This window comes from Serratia ficaria (genome assembly GCF_900187015.1).
Taxonomy (GTDB): Bacteria; Pseudomonadota; Gammaproteobacteria; order Enterobacterales; family Enterobacteriaceae; genus Serratia; species Serratia ficaria.
In genome coordinates this window covers 1,312,090-1,328,307 of the sequence record NZ_LT906479.1, presented here as the reverse complement: position 1 = coordinate 1,328,307, position 16,218 = coordinate 1,312,090, and the positions used below count along the sequence as shown (strand labels likewise).

Sequence of the window (16,218 nt, the reverse complement as noted above, 5' to 3'; positions counted from 1 at the left end):
TGCGTCGAGTCGGGCGCTTGGTGTTGTTGCCGGGAGGTCTTATCAGCTATGCTATGCGGATCTACGAATACTAAATCTTCATTGCGTTATCTCTGACCGGGATAACGGTTTACACCTACAGGACCACCGGCCGCCATGCAAGAGCAATACCGTCCAGAAGACATAGAATCGAACGTACAGCTTCACTGGCAAGAGAAGCAAACTTTCAAGGTTACCGAAGACGCCAGCAAGGAAAAGTACTACTGCCTATCCATGCTGCCATACCCGTCCGGGCGTCTGCACATGGGGCACGTTCGTAACTACACTATCGGCGACGTGATCTCGCGCTATCAGCGCATGCTGGGTAAAAACGTGCTGCAGCCGATCGGCTGGGATGCGTTCGGCCTGCCGGCGGAAGGCGCTGCGGTGAAAAACAACACCGCGCCGGCCCCGTGGACCTACGACAACATCGAATACATGAAGAACCAGCTGAAACTGCTGGGCTTCGGCTACGACTGGGATCGCGAGATCGCCACCTGCCAACCGGAATACTATCGCTGGGAGCAGTGGTTCTTCACCAAGCTGTACGAAAAAGGCCTGGTCTACAAGAAAACCTCCGCGGTGAACTGGTGCCCGCACGATCTGACCGTGCTGGCCAACGAACAGGTTATCGACGGCTGCTGCTGGCGCTGCGACACCAAGGTCGAGCGCAAAGAGATCCCGCAGTGGTTCATCAAAATCACCGACTACGCCGATCAGCTGCTGAACGATCTGGATACGCTGGAAAGCTGGCCTGAGCAGGTCAAAACCATGCAGCGCAACTGGATTGGCCGTTCCGAAGGGGTGGATATCACCTTTAACGTGGCGGACAGCGACGAAACGCTGACGGTTTACACCACCCGTCCGGACACCTTCATGGGTGCCACCTATGTGGCGGTGGCCGCAGGCCACCCGTTGGCGCAGCAGGGCGCGCTCAACAACCCGGCGCTGACCGAATTCATCGAAGAATGCCGCAACACCAAAGTCGCCGAAGCGGAAATGGCGACGATGGAGAAGAAAGGCATGCCGACCGGCCTGTTCGTTATCCACCCGCTGAGCGGCGAAAAGCTGCCGATCTGGGTGGCCAACTTCGTGCTGATGGAATACGGCACCGGCGCCGTGATGGCGGTGCCGGCCCACGACCAGCGCGACTGGGAGTTCGCCACCAAGTATCACCTGCCGATCAATCCGGTGATCCTGAACCTCGACGGCAGCGAGCCTGACGTGCACGCCGCGGCGATGACCGAAAAAGGCGCGCTGTTCAACTCCGGCGAGTTCGACGGCCTGGACCACGAGGCCGGTTTCAACGCCATCGCCGACCAACTGGTCGCCAAGGGTGTGGGCCAGCGCAAGGTAAACTATCGCCTGCGCGACTGGGGCGTTTCCCGTCAACGTTACTGGGGCGCGCCAATCCCGATGGTGACGCTGGAAGACGGCACCGTGATGCCGACGCCGGAAGATCAACTGCCGGTGATCCTGCCGGAAGACGTAGTGATGGACGGCATTACCAGCCCGATCAAGGCCGATCCCGAGTGGGCGAAAACCACCGTTAACGGCCAGCCGGCGCTGCGCGAAACCGACACCTTCGATACCTTTATGGAATCCTCCTGGTATTACGCGCGCTACACCTGCCCGCAGTACGACCAGGGGATGCTGGATCCGGCCGCCGCCAACTACTGGCTGCCGGTCGATCAGTATGTCGGCGGCATCGAGCACGCCATCATGCACCTGATGTACTTCCGCTTCTTCCACAAGCTGATGCGCGACGCCGGCCTGGTGGATTCCGACGAGCCGGCCAAGCGCCTGCTGTGCCAGGGCATGGTGCTGGCCGACGCCTTCTACTACACCGGCAGCGGCGGCGAACGCGTTTGGGTTTCTCCGGCGGACGCCAGCGTTGAACGCGACGATAAAGGCCGCATTATCAAAGCCACCGATCCAGAAGGCCGTGAACTGGTCTATGCTGGCATGAGCAAAATGTCGAAGTCGAAAAACAACGGCATCGACCCGCAGGTGATGGTGGACAAATACGGCGCGGACACCGTGCGTCTGTTCATGATGTTCGCTTCCCCGGCGGAAATGACGCTGGAATGGCAAGAGTCCGGCGTGGAAGGGGCTAACCGCTTCCTGAAACGCGTCTGGAAACTGGCCTACGATCACGTTGAGAAAGGCGCGGTATCGCCGCTGGATGTAGCGGCGCTGAACGAAGACCAGAAAGCGCTGCGCCGCGATCTGCACAAAACCATCGCCAAGGTGACCGACGATATCGGCCGCCGTCAGACCTTCAACACCGCGATCGCCGCCGTGATGGAGCTGATGAACAAGCTGGCGCGCGCGCCGCAGGACAGCCAACAGGATCGCGCCCTGCTGCAGGAAGCGCTGCTGGCGGTGGTCCGCATGCTGTATCCGTTCACTCCGCACGTGTGCTTCACGCTGTGGCAGGCGCTGGGCGGCGAAGGCGACGTGGACACCGCAGCCTGGCCGATCGCCGATGAGCAGGCGATGGTCGAAGACTCCAAGCTGGTGGTGGTGCAGGTTAACGGCAAGGTTCGCGCAAAAATCACGGTAGCGGCCGATGCAACCGAAGAGCAGGTGCGCGCGCGCGCCGCCGAGGAACATCTGGTGGCTAAATATCTGGACGGGGTTACTATTCGTAAAGTGATCTATGTTCCGGGCAAACTGCTTAACCTGGTTGTGGGTTAACACAAGGAGGAGTTGTGCGACAACGTATTCTGACGCTGTTGCTGGGGTTGGCGGTGCTGGTCACCGCCGGCTGCGGTTTTCACCTGCGTGGCACCACGCAGGTCCCTCAGGAAATGAAAACGCTGATACTGGACAGCTCGGACCCTTACGGCCCGCTGACCCGTGCGGTGCGTGAACAGCTGCGCCTGAACGACGTAACCATCGTCAAAGATCCGAAGCGCAAGGACGTTCCTTCTCTGCGCATCGTCGGCGCGACCGAGAGCCAGGACACCGCTTCGATCTTCCAGGACGGTAAAACCGCCGAGTACCAACTGGTGCTGACCGTACAGGCGCAGGTGCTGATCCCTGGCCACGATCTGTATCCTTTGTCGGTGAAAGTGTTCCGCTCGTTCTTCGACAACCCGCTGACCGCGCTGGCCAAGGATTCCGAACAGGATATCATTCGCCAGGAAATGCGTGAGCAGGCCGCACAGCAACTGGTGCGCAAACTGCTGACCGTGCATGCGGCGGAAGAAGAAACCCAGCAGAAAGCCGCTGCCGCCGGTGAAAAAGCGGTCAGTGCCGACGCGCAATGATCCGTCTTTACCCTGAACAACTTGCCGCGCAGCTCCGAGAGGGGCTGCGCGCTTGTTATTTATTGAGCGGCAACGAGCCGCTGCTGCTGCAGGAAAGCCAGGATCTGATCCGCCAGGCGGCGCAACAGCAGCAGTTCAGCGAGCACTACAGCATTGCGCTCGACGCCCACACCGACTGGGATGCCATTTTCAGCATCTGCCAGGCGATGAGCCTGTTCGCCAGCCGCCAGACGCTGCTGCTGATCTTCCCGGAAAACGGCCCGACGGCGCCGATCGGCGAACAGCTGGTCAAGCTGTCTGCGCTGCTGCATGAGGATATCTTGCTGATCCTGCGCGGCCCGCGTTTGACCAAGGCGCAGGAAAACGGTGCCTGGTTCAAGGCGCTCAGCCCGAACGGCGCCTGCGTCAGCTGCCAGACGCCGGAGCAGGCTCAGCTGCCGCGCTGGGTGGCTTCTCGCGCCAAGGTCCTGAAGCTGGAGCTGGACGACGCGGCCAATCAGCTGCTGTGTTATTGCTACGAAGGCAACCTGCTGGCGCTGTCGCAGGCGCTGGAAAGGCTGTCTCTGCTGCATCCGGACGGCAAACTCACCCTGCCGCGCGTCGAACAGGCGGTTAACGATGCCGCTCACTTTACGCCGTTCCATTGGCTGGACGCCCTGCTGGCGGGCAAGAGCAAGCGCGCCTGGCATATCCTGCAGCAATTGCGGCAGGAAGACGTCGAGCCGGTGATCCTGCTGCGCACCCTGCAGCGCGAATTGCTGCAGCTGCTGACCCTGCAGCGCCGCATGGCCTCGGTGCCGCTGCGCACGCTGTTCGATCAGCACAAGGTCTGGCAAAACCGCCGCAGCCTGATTACCCAGGCGCTGCAGCGGCTGTCGGGCGCTCAGCTGCAACAGGCGGTGCAACTGCTGACGCAGATTGAACTGACCCTCAAACAGGATTACGGCCAGTCGGTTTGGCCGGAGCTGGAAACCCTGTCGATGCTGCTGTGCGGCAAACCCCTGCCTGCGAGTTTTACCGATGCCCACTAATCCGGCAAACGCCACCGTACTGCACGCCCTGTTCGGCGGCACCTTTGATCCTATCCACTACGGCCACCTGCGGCCGGTTGAGGCGCTGGCCGCCGAGGTGGGCCTGAACCGGGTCACCCTGCTGCCGAACCACGTGCCGCCGCACCGCCCGCAGCCTGAAGCCAATGCGCAGCAGCGGCTGAAAATGGTCGAGCTGGCGATCGCCGGCAACCCGCTGTTTGCGGTGGACGATCGCGAACTGCACCGCACCACCCCCTCCTACACCATCGAGACGTTGGAAACGATTCGTAAAGAGCGTGGCGCCGCGCAGCCGCTGGCGTTTATCATTGGCCAGGACTCGCTGTTGACGCTGCATAAATGGCACCGCTGGCAGGCGCTGCTGGACGTATGCCACCTGCTGGTGCTGGCGCGCCCGGGCTACAATGACCGGATGGATACGCCGGAGCTGCAGCAGTGGCTCGAACGCCATCGCGTCACCGACGCCGCGTCGCTGAGCCGGCGCCCGCACGGCCACATCTACCTGGCCGATACGCCGGAGCTGGAGATTTCCGCCACCGAGATCCGCCAGCGCCGCCATCGGGGGCTGAACTGCGACGATCTGCTGCCGCGCTCGGTGCAGCGCTATATCGAGTTACAGGGTTTATATCGCTAGCGGGAGCCGCATGATATACTGCGCCGCTATTTTTCAGGTATCCGCTGAAAGCCCCGGAAACCTTAGCCGGCCGGGCCGTCATCAGAAGGCGCAACAGCGGCATCCTGCCGACACCATCATCAGGTTGAGCTGCACGCGGGCATTGGCCCGCCGCCGCCGACTGAACAGAACACACCCGAGGGGGAACCTTTGCAAGGTAAAGCGCTCCAAGATTTCGTCATCGATAAAATTGATGACCTGAAAGGCCAAGACATTATCGCTCTGGATGTACAGGGCAAATCCAGCATCACCGACTGCATGATCATCTGCACCGGCACCTCTACCCGTCACGTGATGTCGATCGCCAATCACGTGGTGCAGGAATCCCGCGCCATCGGCATGGAGCTGTTCGGCATGAAAGGCCAGGAAGCCTCCGACTGGATCGTGGTTGATCTGGGCGAAGTGATCGTGCACGTGATGCAGGAAGAGAGCCGTCGCCTGTACGAGCTGGAAAAACTCTGGAGCTAAGCGGTGAAACTGCAACTGGTGGCGGTCGGCACCAAAATGCCAGACTGGGTGCAGACCGGCTTTATGGATTACCTGCACCGTTTTCCCAAAGACATGCCGTTTGAGCTGACCGAAATCCCGGCGGGCAAGCGCGGCAAGAATGCCGACATCAAACGCATTCTGGAAAAGGAAGGCGAGCAGATGCTGGCGGCGGTGGGCAAAGGCAACCGCATTGTCACGCTGGATATCCCCGGCACCCCGTGGGAAACGCCGCAGCTGGCGCAGCAGCTCGAGCGCTGGAAGCAGGACGGCCGCAACGTCAGCCTGCTGATCGGCGGCCCGGAAGGGCTGGCCCCGGCGTGCAAAGCCGCGGCGGAACAGAGCTGGTCGCTCTCGCCGTTGACATTACCGCATCCTTTGGTGCGCGTCCTGGTGGCTGAAAGCCTCTATCGCGCCTGGAGTATTACGACCAATCATCCTTACCACCGGGAATAATAGCCGGTGGTGACCGTGACAGAGTGAAATAAAGCAGCGGGATGAAAATAGAACGTAACCCTTTTCGCGACTATACGGCTGAATCCGCCCTGTTTGTACGCCGCGCCCTGGTGGCGTTCTTGGGCATCCTGGCGCTGACCGGCGTCCTGATCGCCAATCTGTATAATCTGCAAATTGTCCGCGTTGAGGATTATCGCACCCGTTCTAACGAAAACCGCATCAAGCTGGTGCCCATCGCGCCCAGCCGCGGCATCATCTACGATCGCAACGGCACCCCGCTGGCGCTCAACCGCACCATCTATCAGCTGGAGCTGATGCCGGAAAAGGTCGACGACCTGAAGGGCACGCTGCAGGCGCTGCGGCCGGTGGTCGATCTGACCGATGAAGACATCGCCAACTTCGAAAAAGAGCGCAAGCGTTCGCGCCGCTTCGTCTCGATCCCGGTGAAAACCGCGTTGAACGAAGTGCAGGTCGCCCGCTTTGCGGTCAATCAGTTCCGCTTCCCCGGCGTGGAGGTGAAAGGCTACCAGCGCCGCTATTACCCTTACGGCTCCGCCCTCACCCACGTCACCGGCTACGTCTCGAAGATCAACGATCGCGACGTCGAACGGCTCGACAAGGACGGCAAGCTGGCCAACTACGCCGCTACCCACGATATCGGCAAGCTGGGCATCGAACGCTATTATGAAGACGCCCTGCACGGCAAAACCGGCTATGAAGAGGTCGAGGTCAACAACCGCGGCCGGGTGATCCGTCAACTGCACGAACAGCCGCCTTCCGCCGGCCAGGACGTTTACCTGACGCTGGATCTCAACCTGCAGCGCTACATCGAACAGCTGCTGGTCGGCAGCCGCGCGGCGGTGGTGGTGAGCGATCCGCGCACCGGCGGCATTCTGGCGATGGTATCCAACCCCAGTTACGATCCGAACCTGTTCGTCGACGGCATCTCCAACAAGGATTATCAGGGGCTGCTGAACGATCCGAACCGCCCGCTGATCAACCGCGCCACCCAAGGGGTCTACCCGCCGGCGTCGACGGTAAAGCCTTATATCTCCGTCTCGGCGCTCAGCGCCGGGGTGATCACCAAGAATACCGTGGTGTTCGATCCCGGCTGGTGGCAATTGCCCGGCTCGGAAAAACGCTTCCGCGACTGGAAAAAATGGGGCCACGGCCGCCTGAACGTCACCAAGGCGCTGGAGGAATCCGCGGATACCTTCTTCTATCAGGTCGCCTATGACATGGGCATCGACCGGCTGTCGAGCTGGCTGACCAAGTTCGGCTACGGCGAATATACCGGCATCGATTTGTCCGAAGAGCGTTCCGGCCTGATGCCGACCCGCGAGTGGAAGCTCAAGCGCTATAAAAAGCCGTGGTATCAGGGCGACACCATCCCGGTGGGCATCGGCCAGGGCTACTGGACCGCTACGCCGATCCAGATGTCCAAGGCGCTGAACACCCTGATCAACGACGGCAACGTCAAAACGCCGCATCTGCTGCAGAGCACCCGCATCAACGGTGCCCTGGTGCCCTTCCGGCAGGAAGAGAGCACCCAGATCGGCGATATCCATTCCGGCTTCTGGGAAATAGCCAAAGACGGCATGTATGGTGTCGCCAACCGCCCTAACGGGACGGCGCGCAAGTATTTTGCGGACGCACCCTACAAAGCCGCGGCGAAATCGGGTACCGCACAGGTATTCGGCTACGAAACCTACAACGCCCATAAACTGGCAGAACACCTGCGTGACCATAAGCTGATGACCGCCTTTGCGCCGTACAACAACCCTACGGTGTCGGTCGCCATCATTCTGGAAAACGGCGGCGCCGGTCCGGCGGTCGGGACGATTACCCGTCAGATCCTCGACCACATCCTGCTGGGCGACAACAATACGCAATTACCAGCCGAGGCCCCGCTGCCGCCTGGTGTAGAAGGTGATTAAGGTAGAACATGACTGAAAGCCAACAAAAAGGCTCGATCTGGACCAAAATTCACATCGACCCCACGTTCCTGTTATTCATCCTGGCCCTGCTGGTGTACAGCGCGTTCGTGATGTGGAGCGCCAGCGGCCAGGATATCGGCATGATGGAGCGCAAAATCGGCCAGATCGTGATGGGCCTGATCGTGATGGGCGTGATGGCGCAGATCCCGCCGCGGGTCTACGAAAGCTGGGCGCCCTATCTGTATATTTTCTGCGTGATCCTGCTGATCCTGGTGGACGCCTTCGGCCAGATCAGTAAAGGCGCGCAGCGCTGGCTGGACCTGGGCTTCGTGCGCTTCCAGCCGTCGGAAATCGCTAAAATCGCCGTGCCGCTGATGGTGGCGCGCTTTATGAACCGCGACGTTTGCCCGCCTTCGCTGAAGAACACCGGCATCGCGCTGGTGCTGATCTTCCTGCCGACCCTGCTGGTGGCCGCGCAGCCGGACCTGGGCACCTCGATCCTGATCGCCGCCTCCGGCCTGTTCGTGCTGTTCCTGTCCGGCATGAGCTGGAAGCTGATCGCGGTCGCCGCCCTGTTGCTGGCGGCCTTTATTCCGGTGCTGTGGTTCTTCCTGATGCACGGCTATCAACGCGATCGCGTAATGATGCTGTTGGATCCGGAAAGCGATCCGCTCGGCGCCGGCTATCATATTATTCAGTCGAAGATCGCCATCGGCTCCGGCGGTTTGTCCGGCAAGGGCTGGCTGCACGGCACCCAGTCCCAGCTGGAGTTCCTGCCGGAACGCCACACCGACTTCATCTTCGCGGTTTTGGCCGAGGAGTTGGGCCTGGTGGGGGTATTGGTGCTGCTGGCGCTCTACCTGCTGGTGATCATTCGCGGGCTGATGATCGCCGCCAAGGCGCAAACCACCTTCGGCCGGGTGATGGTCGGCGGCCTGATGCTGATTCTTTTCGTTTATGTGTTTGTTAACATTGGTATGGTCAGTGGCATTTTGCCGGTAGTTGGCGTACCTTTGCCTCTGGTCAGTTACGGGGGGTCGGCGCTGATCGTGTTGATGGCCGGCTTCGGCATCATCATGTCGATCCACACGCATCGGAAAATGCTGTCTAAAAGTTTATAAGGGGTGAGAAATGCGTAAGGAATGGCTTTGGGTCGGCGTAGTGGCTGTGTTGCTTTCCGCCTGTACCGCCCCGACCACGGAACAGCAGGCGCCGCCGCAGCCGTACAACGGGCCGGTGGTGGAAATCGGCGGCGTCGAGCCTCAATATGAACCCTATAACCCTAATAACATGCAGGATTATAAGGTTAATGGCGATACTTACCGCATCGTGAAAGACCCGCAGAACTTCTCGCAGAGCGGCCTGGCCAGCTGGTATGGCGAAGAAGCCAGCGGCAACACCACCGCGCTGGGCGAGCAGTTCGATCCCAATGCGTTGACCGCCGCGCATCCGACGTTGCCGCTGCCAAGCTACGTGCGCGTCACCAACCTGGCCAACGGCCGGCAGCTGGTGGTGCGCGTCAACGATCGCGGTCCTTACGCCAAGGGACGCATCATCGACCTGTCGAAAGCCGCCGCCGATCGCCTCAACCTGTCCAACAACACCAAGGTCAAGGTTGATTTCATCAACGTGGCGCCGGACGGTACGCTGAGCGGCCCCGGCACCATCGGCACCACAGTCGCGAAACAGAGCTATGCCCTGCCGGCGCGTCCGGATCTCGGCGCCAGCGGCATGGGCACGCCGATGCAGCAGGAAACCCCGGTCGCCAACGGCGCGGCGGTGCGCCCAATCGATAACGGCAGCCTGAACGCCGGCGACGATGCCCCGGCTACGGCCGCGGGCAACGGCCGCAGCGGCTTCCTCGGCGCGCCAAGCGCGGTGCCGGCCGGCGTGCTGGAAGGTGCCGAAGCCGAACCCGCCGCTGCCGCGGCGGTCGCCGCACCGGTCGCCGCCACTGCGGTGGCGGCAGGCAGCGTCGCCTCAGCCGGCGGCTACGTGGTGCAGGTCGGCGCGCTGAGCAGCGCCGAACGCGCCCAAAGCTGGCAACAAAGCCTGAGCCAGCAGTTCGGCGTGCCGGGCAAGGTCGCGGCGGGCGGCAACGTCTATCGCGTACAGCTTGGCCCGTTCAGCAGCCGCCAGCAGGCTAGCCAGCTGCAGCAGCGCCTGGCTACCGAAGCGCAACAACAGTCTTTCGTCACCGCTGCACCCTAAACCTGAAACCCCGGCGGGTATTCATGGCCGATAAACGCTTATTTAGCTGTAACGTTTTCTTGCAGCTAAAATGTCATTAAGCGCAATTAGTCAGATGAATGGATAATGCCTGCCGGGATCTCATCTGTTATAGTGTGGCTCGATTTTAACTTTACCCTCACGGATGTTGTAGTCCCGATCATGAAACATGTAACTTCTTTTCGCTTAATCAAGAGCATAGCGCTCGGCACCGTTATCGCGATGAGCGCAGCTACCGTTGCGCATGCCGATGACGTTAATATCAAAACCATGATCCCAGGTGTTCCGCAGATCGATGCGGAAGCGTACATCCTGATTGATTACAACTCCGGCAAGGTTCTGGCTGAAATGAACGCCGACGCGCGCCGCGATCCGGCCAGCCTGACCAAGATGATGACCAGCTACGTCATCGGCCAGGCGCTGAAAGCGGGCAAGATCGGCCAGGAAGACCTGGTTACCGTGGGGCAGGACGCGTGGGCGACCGGCAACCCGGTATTCAAAGGCTCTTCGCTGATGTTCCTGAAGCCCGGCGATCGCGTACCGGTCTCCAAGCTGACCCGCGGCATCAACCTGCAGTCCGGCAACGACGCCTGCGTGGCGATGGCCGACTACGTGGCCGGCAGCCAGGACGCGTTCGTCAACCTGATGAACACCTACGTCAGCAAGCTGGGCCTGCAGAACACCCATTTCCAGACGGTTCACGGTCTGGACGCGCAGGGCCAGTACAGTTCGGCGCGCGATATGGCGCTGATCGGCCAGGCGCTGATCCGCGACGTGCCGGACGAATACGCGATTTACAAAGAAAAAGAATTCACCTTCAACAATATCCGCCAGATGAACCGCAACGGTCTGCTGTGGGATAACAGCCTGAACGTCGACGGCATCAAAACCGGCCACACCGACGCGGCGGGTTACAACCTGGTGGCTTCGGCGACCGAAGGCCAGATGCGGCTGATCTCCGCCGTGATGGGCGGCCGTACCTACAAGGGCCGCGAAGCCGAAAGCAAAAAACTGCTGACCTGGGGCTTCCGCTTCTTCGAAACCGTCGCGCCATTGAAAGTCGGTAAAGAGTTCGCTTCCGAGCCGGTCTGGTTCGGCGACGCGGACCGCGTCGAGCTGGGCGTGGACAAAGACGTTTACCTGACCATTCCGCGCGGCCGCATGAAAGACCTGAAGGCCAGCTACGTGCTGAACACCCCGGAAATTCACGCGCCGCTGGCGAAGAACCAGGTGGTCGGCAGCATCAACTTCCAGCTGGACGGCAAGACCATCGATCAGCGCCCGCTGGTGGTGATGAACGAAGTGAAAGAAGGCGGTTTCTTCAGCCGCATCGTGGACTACATCAAACTGATGTTCCATCATTGGTTCGGTTAACGGTTGAATCGGGCGAAATCGCCCCCATATACTGAATAACATTAACTCCCGCTCAGGCGGGAGTTATAATTTATAGATTAGCTATACCCATAGCAGCACTACCCATAGCAGCACTCTGGAGCGCACATGCAAAAAACCAAACTGAACGAACTGCTCGAATTCCCTTGCTCGTTTACCTACAAGGTAATGGGCCTGGCGCAGCCGGAGCTGGTTGACCAGGTGGTTGAAGTGGTGCAGCGCCATGCTCCCGGGGATTATAACCCGCAGGTTAAACCGAGCAGCAAAGGCAACTACCACTCAATTTCCATCACCATCAACGCGACCCATATCGACCAGGTGGAAACCTTGTACGAAGAGCTGGGCAACATTGAAATTGTCCGCATGGTGCTGTAATTCCAGCACAAACCTCTACTTATCGACCCGGGACAGCGGATCCTCTGCCCGGGTTGCGCATTTTTGGTCAGCTATAGCCAAAATGATTGGAGCTGCATCAAGGCGGCAAGCGGTCGAATCCCGCTGAGCTTACTTAAGTAAGTGATTCGGGTGAGAAAGCGTAGCCAACACAGAGGCAGCTTCAAGCATGAAGGGTATAAATGCTGGCCGCAGGCCGGGGCGCTCGGTATAATGGCTTTACCACTTCTGTAACCTGACGATGACTCTTTTGCAACCAGACAAGATCATTTTGCGTCAGCTGGGGTTGCAGCCCTATGAGCCTGTATCCCAAGCCATGCACAACTTCACCGACAACCGCAGCGAAACCACGCCCGACGAGCTGTGGCTGGTGCAGCATCAGCCCGTGTTTACCCAGGGGCAGGCCGGTAAGGCGGAGCATCTGTTGATGCCGGGCGATATTCCGGTGATCCAGAGCGATCGCGGCGGCCAGGTGACCTACCACGGTCCGGGGCAGCAGGTGATGTACGTGATGATCGATCTGAAACGCAACAAGGTTGGCGTGCGCCAGCTGGTCACGGCGATAGAAGATACCGTTATCAATACCCTCGCCCATTTTCGCATCGAATCGCGCGCCCGTCCGGATGCGCCCGGCGTGTACGTGGGTGAGCAAAAAATCTGTTCGTTGGGTTTGCGGATCCGCAAAGGCAGCTCATTCCACGGCCTGGCCCTGAATGTGGCGATGGATCTCACCCCCTTCCAACGCATCAATCCCTGCGGTTACGCCGGCATGCAGATGGCGCAGGTCAGCGCGCTGGCGCCCGGCGTTGGCATTGAAGACGTACACCCAGTCCTGGTACAGGAATTTGTTCATTTACTCGGCTACCAGAGGGTCGAGCTTCGTAACTGGAACCTGCACGATTATGAGTAAACCAATTCAGATGGAACGCGGCGTCAAATACCGCGATGCAGACAAAATGGCGCTGATCCCGGTGAAAACCGTGGTCACCGAACGGCAGGAGCTGTTGCGTAAACCCGAGTGGATGAAAATCAAACTGCCTGCCGACTCAACGCGCATTCAGGGCATTAAAGCCGCGATGCGTAAAAACGGCCTGCATTCGGTGTGCGAGGAAGCCTCTTGCCCGAACCTGTCTGAGTGCTTCAACCATGGCACCGCTACCTTCATGATCCTCGGCGCCATCTGTACTCGCCGCTGCCCGTTCTGCGACGTGGCCCACGGCCGCCCGGTCGCCCCGGACGCCAACGAACCGGAAAAGCTGGCGCAGACCATTGCCGATATGGGCCTGCGTTACGTGGTGATCACCTCGGTTGACCGCGACGATCTGCGCGACGGCGGTGCTCAGCACTTTGCCGACTGCATCGCCGCCATTCGCGCCAAGAACCCGACCATCAAGATAGAAACCCTGGTGCCGGACTTCCGCGGCCGTATGGACCGTGCGCTGGAGATCCTGACCGCAACGCCGCCGGACGTGTTCAACCACAACCTGGAAAACGTACCGCGCGTTTACCGCCAGGTCCGCCCGGGCGCCAACTACGAGTGGTCGCTGAAGCTGCTGGAACGCTTTAAGGAAGCACATCCGCATATTCCAACCAAATCCGGCCTGATGGTCGGCCTGGGGGAAACCAATGCGGAAATCGTCGAAGTGATGCGCGACCTGCGCCGCCACGGCGTCACCATGCTGACGCTGGGCCAGTACCTGCAGCCAAGCCGCCACCACCTGCCGGTGCAGCGTTACGTCAGCCCGGCCGAGTTCGATGAGATGAAAGAAGAAGCGATGGCGATGGGCTTTACCCACGCGGCCTGCGGCCCGTTCGTTCGTTCGTCCTACCATGCCGATCTGCAGGCGAAAGGGATGGAAGTGAAATAAAAGCGGTAACAGTTTGTTACGCTTCAAACGGCGGAAACGCCAAAAAACGGATGTCCTGATGGCATCCGTTTTTTATTGCTCAACCTGAGGCGGGTTTAAACGTCTTTCTTCTCGACGCTCTGCTGCTGGGCGGACTGGCTTTCCGCAGCGTTATTGGCTGCCGGCGGCGTGCTGTCGTCGCCGACCGCTTTTTTGAAGCCCTTCAGCGCCGCGCCCAGATCGGCGCCCAGCGTGCGCAGTTTGCTGGTCCCGAACAGTAAAATGACCAACACCGCGATCACCAGAAGTTTGGTAATGCTAATACCTTCCATACTCACCTTCTTATTCATATAGCGCTGCGTATGCAGCGAGAAAAACAAAGCTTGCCTGCAAATATTTAGCTACTTTCCCTGGGCTAAAACAACAACAACATGTAACAGAGTGAGATCTTTCGGCACAGCCGCCGGTTAAAGACCCGGCGCGCGGCGGGCCAGACGTTGACGACCTCAGCCAGCCAGCTTAATCACTTAATAACTTGGCAAAATACTTGGGCGCCTCAAAAAAGCCTTCTCGCTGATAGAAGGCGTGCGCCCGTTCACGCCGGCTGTGGCAATGCACCTCCAGACGATCGCAGCCGCGCCGCCGCGCCAGCGCCTCGCCCTCGGCCAGTAAACGTTGGCCAACCCCCGCCCCGCGCGCCCGATCGTCCACGCAAAAATAGCTGATGCGGCAAATATCGCCGGCCAACGCCAACTGCGGCAGAAAATGCAGCGACAATACGCCCAGCACGCCTTCTTCATCGGCGGCCACCAGCACGGCTTCGTCCGGATGCGCCAGCAGCTGCGCCAGGCGCGCCTCGATAAACGCTTCGGTTCCGGCGTAATCCAGCGCCGCCATCAGCGCCGCGATAGCTTCCCGGTCCGCCATGACGGCGTTTCTGATTTCCATTTTGCACTCTCCAATATTTGCAGATACTACAAAATAGGCCGGGTTGGGTGTAACATCCACCTGCGCGGCAAAAAAACGCGCAAAGCCATGGAGATGACATTCCTCCCGAACCGCCTTTGCAGGCTGATGATGTCTACGTAACCTCTCAGAGAGGGGAGCGTAGCATTGCGCCTGAACCTTTCTGAGTATTCTCTATCCCGTTTATGAAAGGGTAATGCACCATGTTGAGTTCTTTAGTGGCCGTGTTTATTGGCGGCGGCATCGGCAGCGTATTGCGCTGGGCGGTTAGCATGAAGATGAACCCGCTTAATGCGCATATTCCGCTCGGCACGCTGACGGTCAACCTGGTCGGCGGCTTTGTCATTGGGCTGGCTATCGCCATATTTACCCGCATGACGCATCTGGACGCCGGCTGGAAACTGTTGATCACCACCGGTTTTTGCGGCGGCCTGACCACCTTCTCCACCTTTTCGCTGGAGGTGGTGTACCTGATGCAGGATGGGCGCTTCGCCTGGGCGTTGGCGAATATGCTGCTTAACCTGGCCGGCTCGCTGGCGATGACCCTGCTGGCGTTTATGCTGGTGACCTGGGTAAGCGGCCGATAATGTCTTCCCGCCTGCCGTCTTAATGTTTCCTTAATCTTGCATGCGCATAATCTCATCCAGTACCCCTGACTGGATGAGAGCCTTTGATGTTTAGCCTGCCAAAAACCGCCGCTGAAATTATCGCCACTCTGCTGTGCGTATTGATTATCGCCGCCTTTATCAAGGCCTATCTGTTCGCCTGATCCTTCCCACGCGCCCTGCCCGCATTAAAATTTCCTTTGCCGCTACTTCTGCATTACAATTGAGAATGAACGTTCACACCCAGACCAGAATGAACAACCCTCACTGTTGGCAAAGGATCGGGGATATGGCAACCACTCTCGACGGCAGGCAAGCCAAAGCGCAGGCCCGCCGGGATCAGATCGTGTCGGCGGCGAAAATATGCTTTCGCCACCGTGGCTTCCACGCCGCCAGCATGGCGGAAATCGCGCAGGGCTCCCAGCTCAGCGTCGGCCAGATTTATCGCTATTTTGCCAATAAAGACGCGATCATCGAAGAAATCGTTAACCGCATCATCGCCAATAAAATGCAGCGGCTGGAAAATCTCGGCGATCACATCAACCTGATCGCCGACACGCTGGCGGCGCGCACCCTGTTCCAGCAGCCGGGCGAAAACGAAACCGACCATATGCTGATGCTGGAAGTCACGGCCGAAGCCACGCGCAACCCGGTGGTGGCCAAGATGCTCAGCGATGCGGAGGCACGGCTGTTCCGCCACGTCTGCCATAACCTGCAGCGGCTGTATCCCCACTTCAGCGCGGAAGAAATCGCCGCGCGGGTGGAGTTTATCGCCGTGATGAGCGAAGGCACCGGTTACCGCATCCTTACCACGCAAAAAGCCGATGTCACCCTGTTGCGCGAGCTGTATCAGCAAGCAATCTCCCACCTGTTCAGGAAACCTTGACTCCCC

Annotated in this window: 17 protein-coding genes and 1 riboswitch; of the genes, 15 read left to right on the top strand and 2 right to left on the bottom strand. The window is 59.7% G+C overall.

The genetic code is table 11. The features are described from left to right. Positions 1-135 precede the first annotated feature (135 nt). The 13 genes from leuS (at position 136) to lipA (ending at position 13,776) form a co-directional block, all read left to right on the top strand. Positions 136-2,718: a leucine--tRNA ligase gene (gene leuS / locus CKW09_RS06275; protein ID WP_095096232.1), complete on the top strand. Its 2,583-nt coding sequence runs from the start codon at positions 136-138 to the stop codon at positions 2,716-2,718. Between the two features lie 14 nt (positions 2,719-2,732). Next, complete coding sequence (gene lptE, locus CKW09_RS06270) at positions 2,733-3,293, top strand: LPS assembly lipoprotein LptE (protein ID WP_061799284.1); 561 nt, start codon at positions 2,733-2,735, stop codon at positions 3,291-3,293. Next, entirely contained in the window at positions 3,290-4,324 is a 1,035-nt protein-coding gene (gene holA, locus CKW09_RS06265; protein ID WP_061799283.1) for a DNA polymerase III subunit delta, read from the top strand. The genes lptE and holA overlap by 4 nt, the downstream gene beginning before the upstream one ends. Next, positions 4,314-4,976: a nicotinate-nucleotide adenylyltransferase gene (nadD, locus tag CKW09_RS06260; RefSeq protein ID WP_095096229.1), complete on the top strand. Its 663-nt coding sequence runs from the start codon at positions 4,314-4,316 to the stop codon at positions 4,974-4,976. Before holA ends, nadD begins: the two co-directional genes overlap by 11 nt. Before the next feature lie 189 nt (positions 4,977-5,165). Further along, entirely contained in the window at positions 5,166-5,483 is a 318-nt protein-coding gene (gene rsfS, locus CKW09_RS06255; protein ID WP_061799280.1) for a ribosome silencing factor, read from the top strand. Positions 5,484-5,486: 3 nt separating this feature from the next. Then, entirely contained in the window at positions 5,487-5,957 is a 471-nt protein-coding gene (rlmH, locus tag CKW09_RS06250; RefSeq protein WP_004949595.1) for a 23S rRNA (pseudouridine(1915)-N(3))-methyltransferase RlmH, read from the top strand. 41 nt (positions 5,958-5,998) lie between these two features. Beyond that, positions 5,999-7,894, top strand: coding sequence for a peptidoglycan DD-transpeptidase MrdA (mrdA, locus tag CKW09_RS06245; RefSeq protein WP_061799279.1), 1,896 nt, complete (start codon positions 5,999-6,001; stop codon positions 7,892-7,894). 8 nt (positions 7,895-7,902) lie between these two features. Beyond that, positions 7,903-9,015: a peptidoglycan glycosyltransferase MrdB gene (mrdB, locus tag CKW09_RS06240; RefSeq protein ID WP_061799278.1), complete on the top strand. Its 1,113-nt coding sequence runs from the start codon at positions 7,903-7,905 to the stop codon at positions 9,013-9,015. A 10-nt stretch (positions 9,016-9,025) separates the two neighbouring features. Continuing rightward, positions 9,026-10,105 carry an endolytic peptidoglycan transglycosylase RlpA gene (gene rlpA / locus CKW09_RS06235; RefSeq protein ID WP_095096226.1) on the top strand — a complete coding sequence of 360 codons (1,080 nt, stop codon included), beginning with the start codon at positions 9,026-9,028 and terminating at the stop codon, positions 10,103-10,105. A gap of 180 nt (positions 10,106-10,285) precedes the next feature. After that, positions 10,286-11,497: a D-alanyl-D-alanine carboxypeptidase DacA gene (gene dacA / locus CKW09_RS06230; RefSeq protein ID WP_061799275.1), complete on the top strand. Its 1,212-nt coding sequence runs from the start codon at positions 10,286-10,288 to the stop codon at positions 11,495-11,497. Positions 11,498-11,623: 126 nt separating this feature from the next. Beyond that, the gene (gene ybeD / locus CKW09_RS06225; RefSeq protein ID WP_095096223.1) at positions 11,624-11,890 is read left to right on the top strand and encodes a DUF493 family protein YbeD; all 267 of its coding nucleotides are present in this window, start codon (positions 11,624-11,626) and stop codon (positions 11,888-11,890) included. A 259-nt stretch (positions 11,891-12,149) separates the two neighbouring features. After that, positions 12,150-12,818: a lipoyl(octanoyl) transferase LipB gene (gene lipB, locus CKW09_RS06220; RefSeq protein ID WP_167387238.1), complete on the top strand. Its 669-nt coding sequence runs from the start codon at positions 12,150-12,152 to the stop codon at positions 12,816-12,818. Then, positions 12,811-13,776, top strand: coding sequence for a lipoyl synthase (gene lipA, locus CKW09_RS06215; protein WP_095096217.1), 966 nt, complete (start codon positions 12,811-12,813; stop codon positions 13,774-13,776). Before lipB ends, lipA begins: the two co-directional genes overlap by 8 nt. Positions 13,777-13,871: 95 nt before the next feature. Here the strand turns inward: lipA and tatA are convergent, their stop codons facing one another. After that, on the bottom strand, positions 13,872-14,087 hold the full coding sequence (gene tatA, locus CKW09_RS06210) for a Sec-independent protein translocase subunit TatA (protein ID WP_095100038.1): 216 nt from the start codon (positions 14,085-14,087) through the stop codon (positions 13,872-13,874). Positions 14,088-14,274: 187 nt separating this feature from the next. After that, entirely contained in the window at positions 14,275-14,703 is a 429-nt protein-coding gene (locus CKW09_RS06205; RefSeq protein ID WP_095096214.1) for a GNAT family N-acetyltransferase, read from the bottom strand. Between the two features lie 80 nt (positions 14,704-14,783). After that, positions 14,784-14,846: riboswitch (Fluoride riboswitch) on the top strand. Between the two features lie 78 nt (positions 14,847-14,924). Here CKW09_RS06205 and crcB point away from each other — a divergent pair. Further along, entirely contained in the window at positions 14,925-15,308 is a 384-nt protein-coding gene (gene crcB, locus CKW09_RS06200) for a fluoride efflux transporter CrcB (protein ID WP_095096211.1), read from the top strand. A gap of 307 nt (positions 15,309-15,615) precedes the next feature. After that, positions 15,616-16,212, top strand: coding sequence for a TetR/AcrR family transcriptional regulator (locus CKW09_RS06195; RefSeq protein WP_061799268.1), 597 nt, complete (start codon positions 15,616-15,618; stop codon positions 16,210-16,212). Positions 16,213-16,218: the final 6 nt, after the last annotated feature.

Excerpts from the sequence above, each read along its gene's own strand:
- leuS (WP_095096232.1), top strand. The coding sequence starts at position 136 with ATGCAAGAGCAATACCGTCCAGAAGACATAGAATCGAACGTACAGCTT.
- holA (WP_061799283.1), top strand. The coding sequence starts at position 3,290 with ATGATCCGTCTTTACCCTGAACAACTTGCCGCGCAGCTCCGAGAGGGG.
- nadD (WP_095096229.1), top strand. The coding sequence starts at position 4,314 with ATGCCCACTAATCCGGCAAACGCCACCGTACTGCACGCCCTGTTCGGC.
- mrdA (WP_061799279.1), top strand. The coding sequence starts at position 5,999 with ATGAAAATAGAACGTAACCCTTTTCGCGACTATACGGCTGAATCCGCC.
- mrdB (WP_061799278.1), top strand. The coding sequence starts at position 7,903 with ATGACTGAAAGCCAACAAAAAGGCTCGATCTGGACCAAAATTCACATC.
- rlpA (WP_095096226.1), top strand. The coding sequence starts at position 9,026 with ATGCGTAAGGAATGGCTTTGGGTCGGCGTAGTGGCTGTGTTGCTTTCC.
- dacA (WP_061799275.1), top strand. The coding sequence starts at position 10,286 with ATGAAACATGTAACTTCTTTTCGCTTAATCAAGAGCATAGCGCTCGGC.
- ybeD (WP_095096223.1), top strand. The coding sequence starts at position 11,624 with ATGCAAAAAACCAAACTGAACGAACTGCTCGAATTCCCTTGCTCGTTT.
- lipB (WP_167387238.1), top strand. The coding sequence starts at position 12,150 with ATGACTCTTTTGCAACCAGACAAGATCATTTTGCGTCAGCTGGGGTTG.
- lipA (WP_095096217.1), top strand. The coding sequence starts at position 12,811 with ATGAGTAAACCAATTCAGATGGAACGCGGCGTCAAATACCGCGATGCA.
- tatA (WP_095100038.1), bottom strand. The coding sequence starts at position 14,087 with ATGGAAGGTATTAGCATTACCAAACTTCTGGTGATCGCGGTGTTGGTC.
- CKW09_RS06205 (WP_095096214.1), bottom strand. The coding sequence starts at position 14,703 with ATGGAAATCAGAAACGCCGTCATGGCGGACCGGGAAGCTATCGCGGCG.
- crcB (WP_095096211.1), top strand. The coding sequence starts at position 14,925 with ATGTTGAGTTCTTTAGTGGCCGTGTTTATTGGCGGCGGCATCGGCAGC.
- CKW09_RS06195 (WP_061799268.1), top strand. The coding sequence starts at position 15,616 with ATGGCAACCACTCTCGACGGCAGGCAAGCCAAAGCGCAGGCCCGCCGG.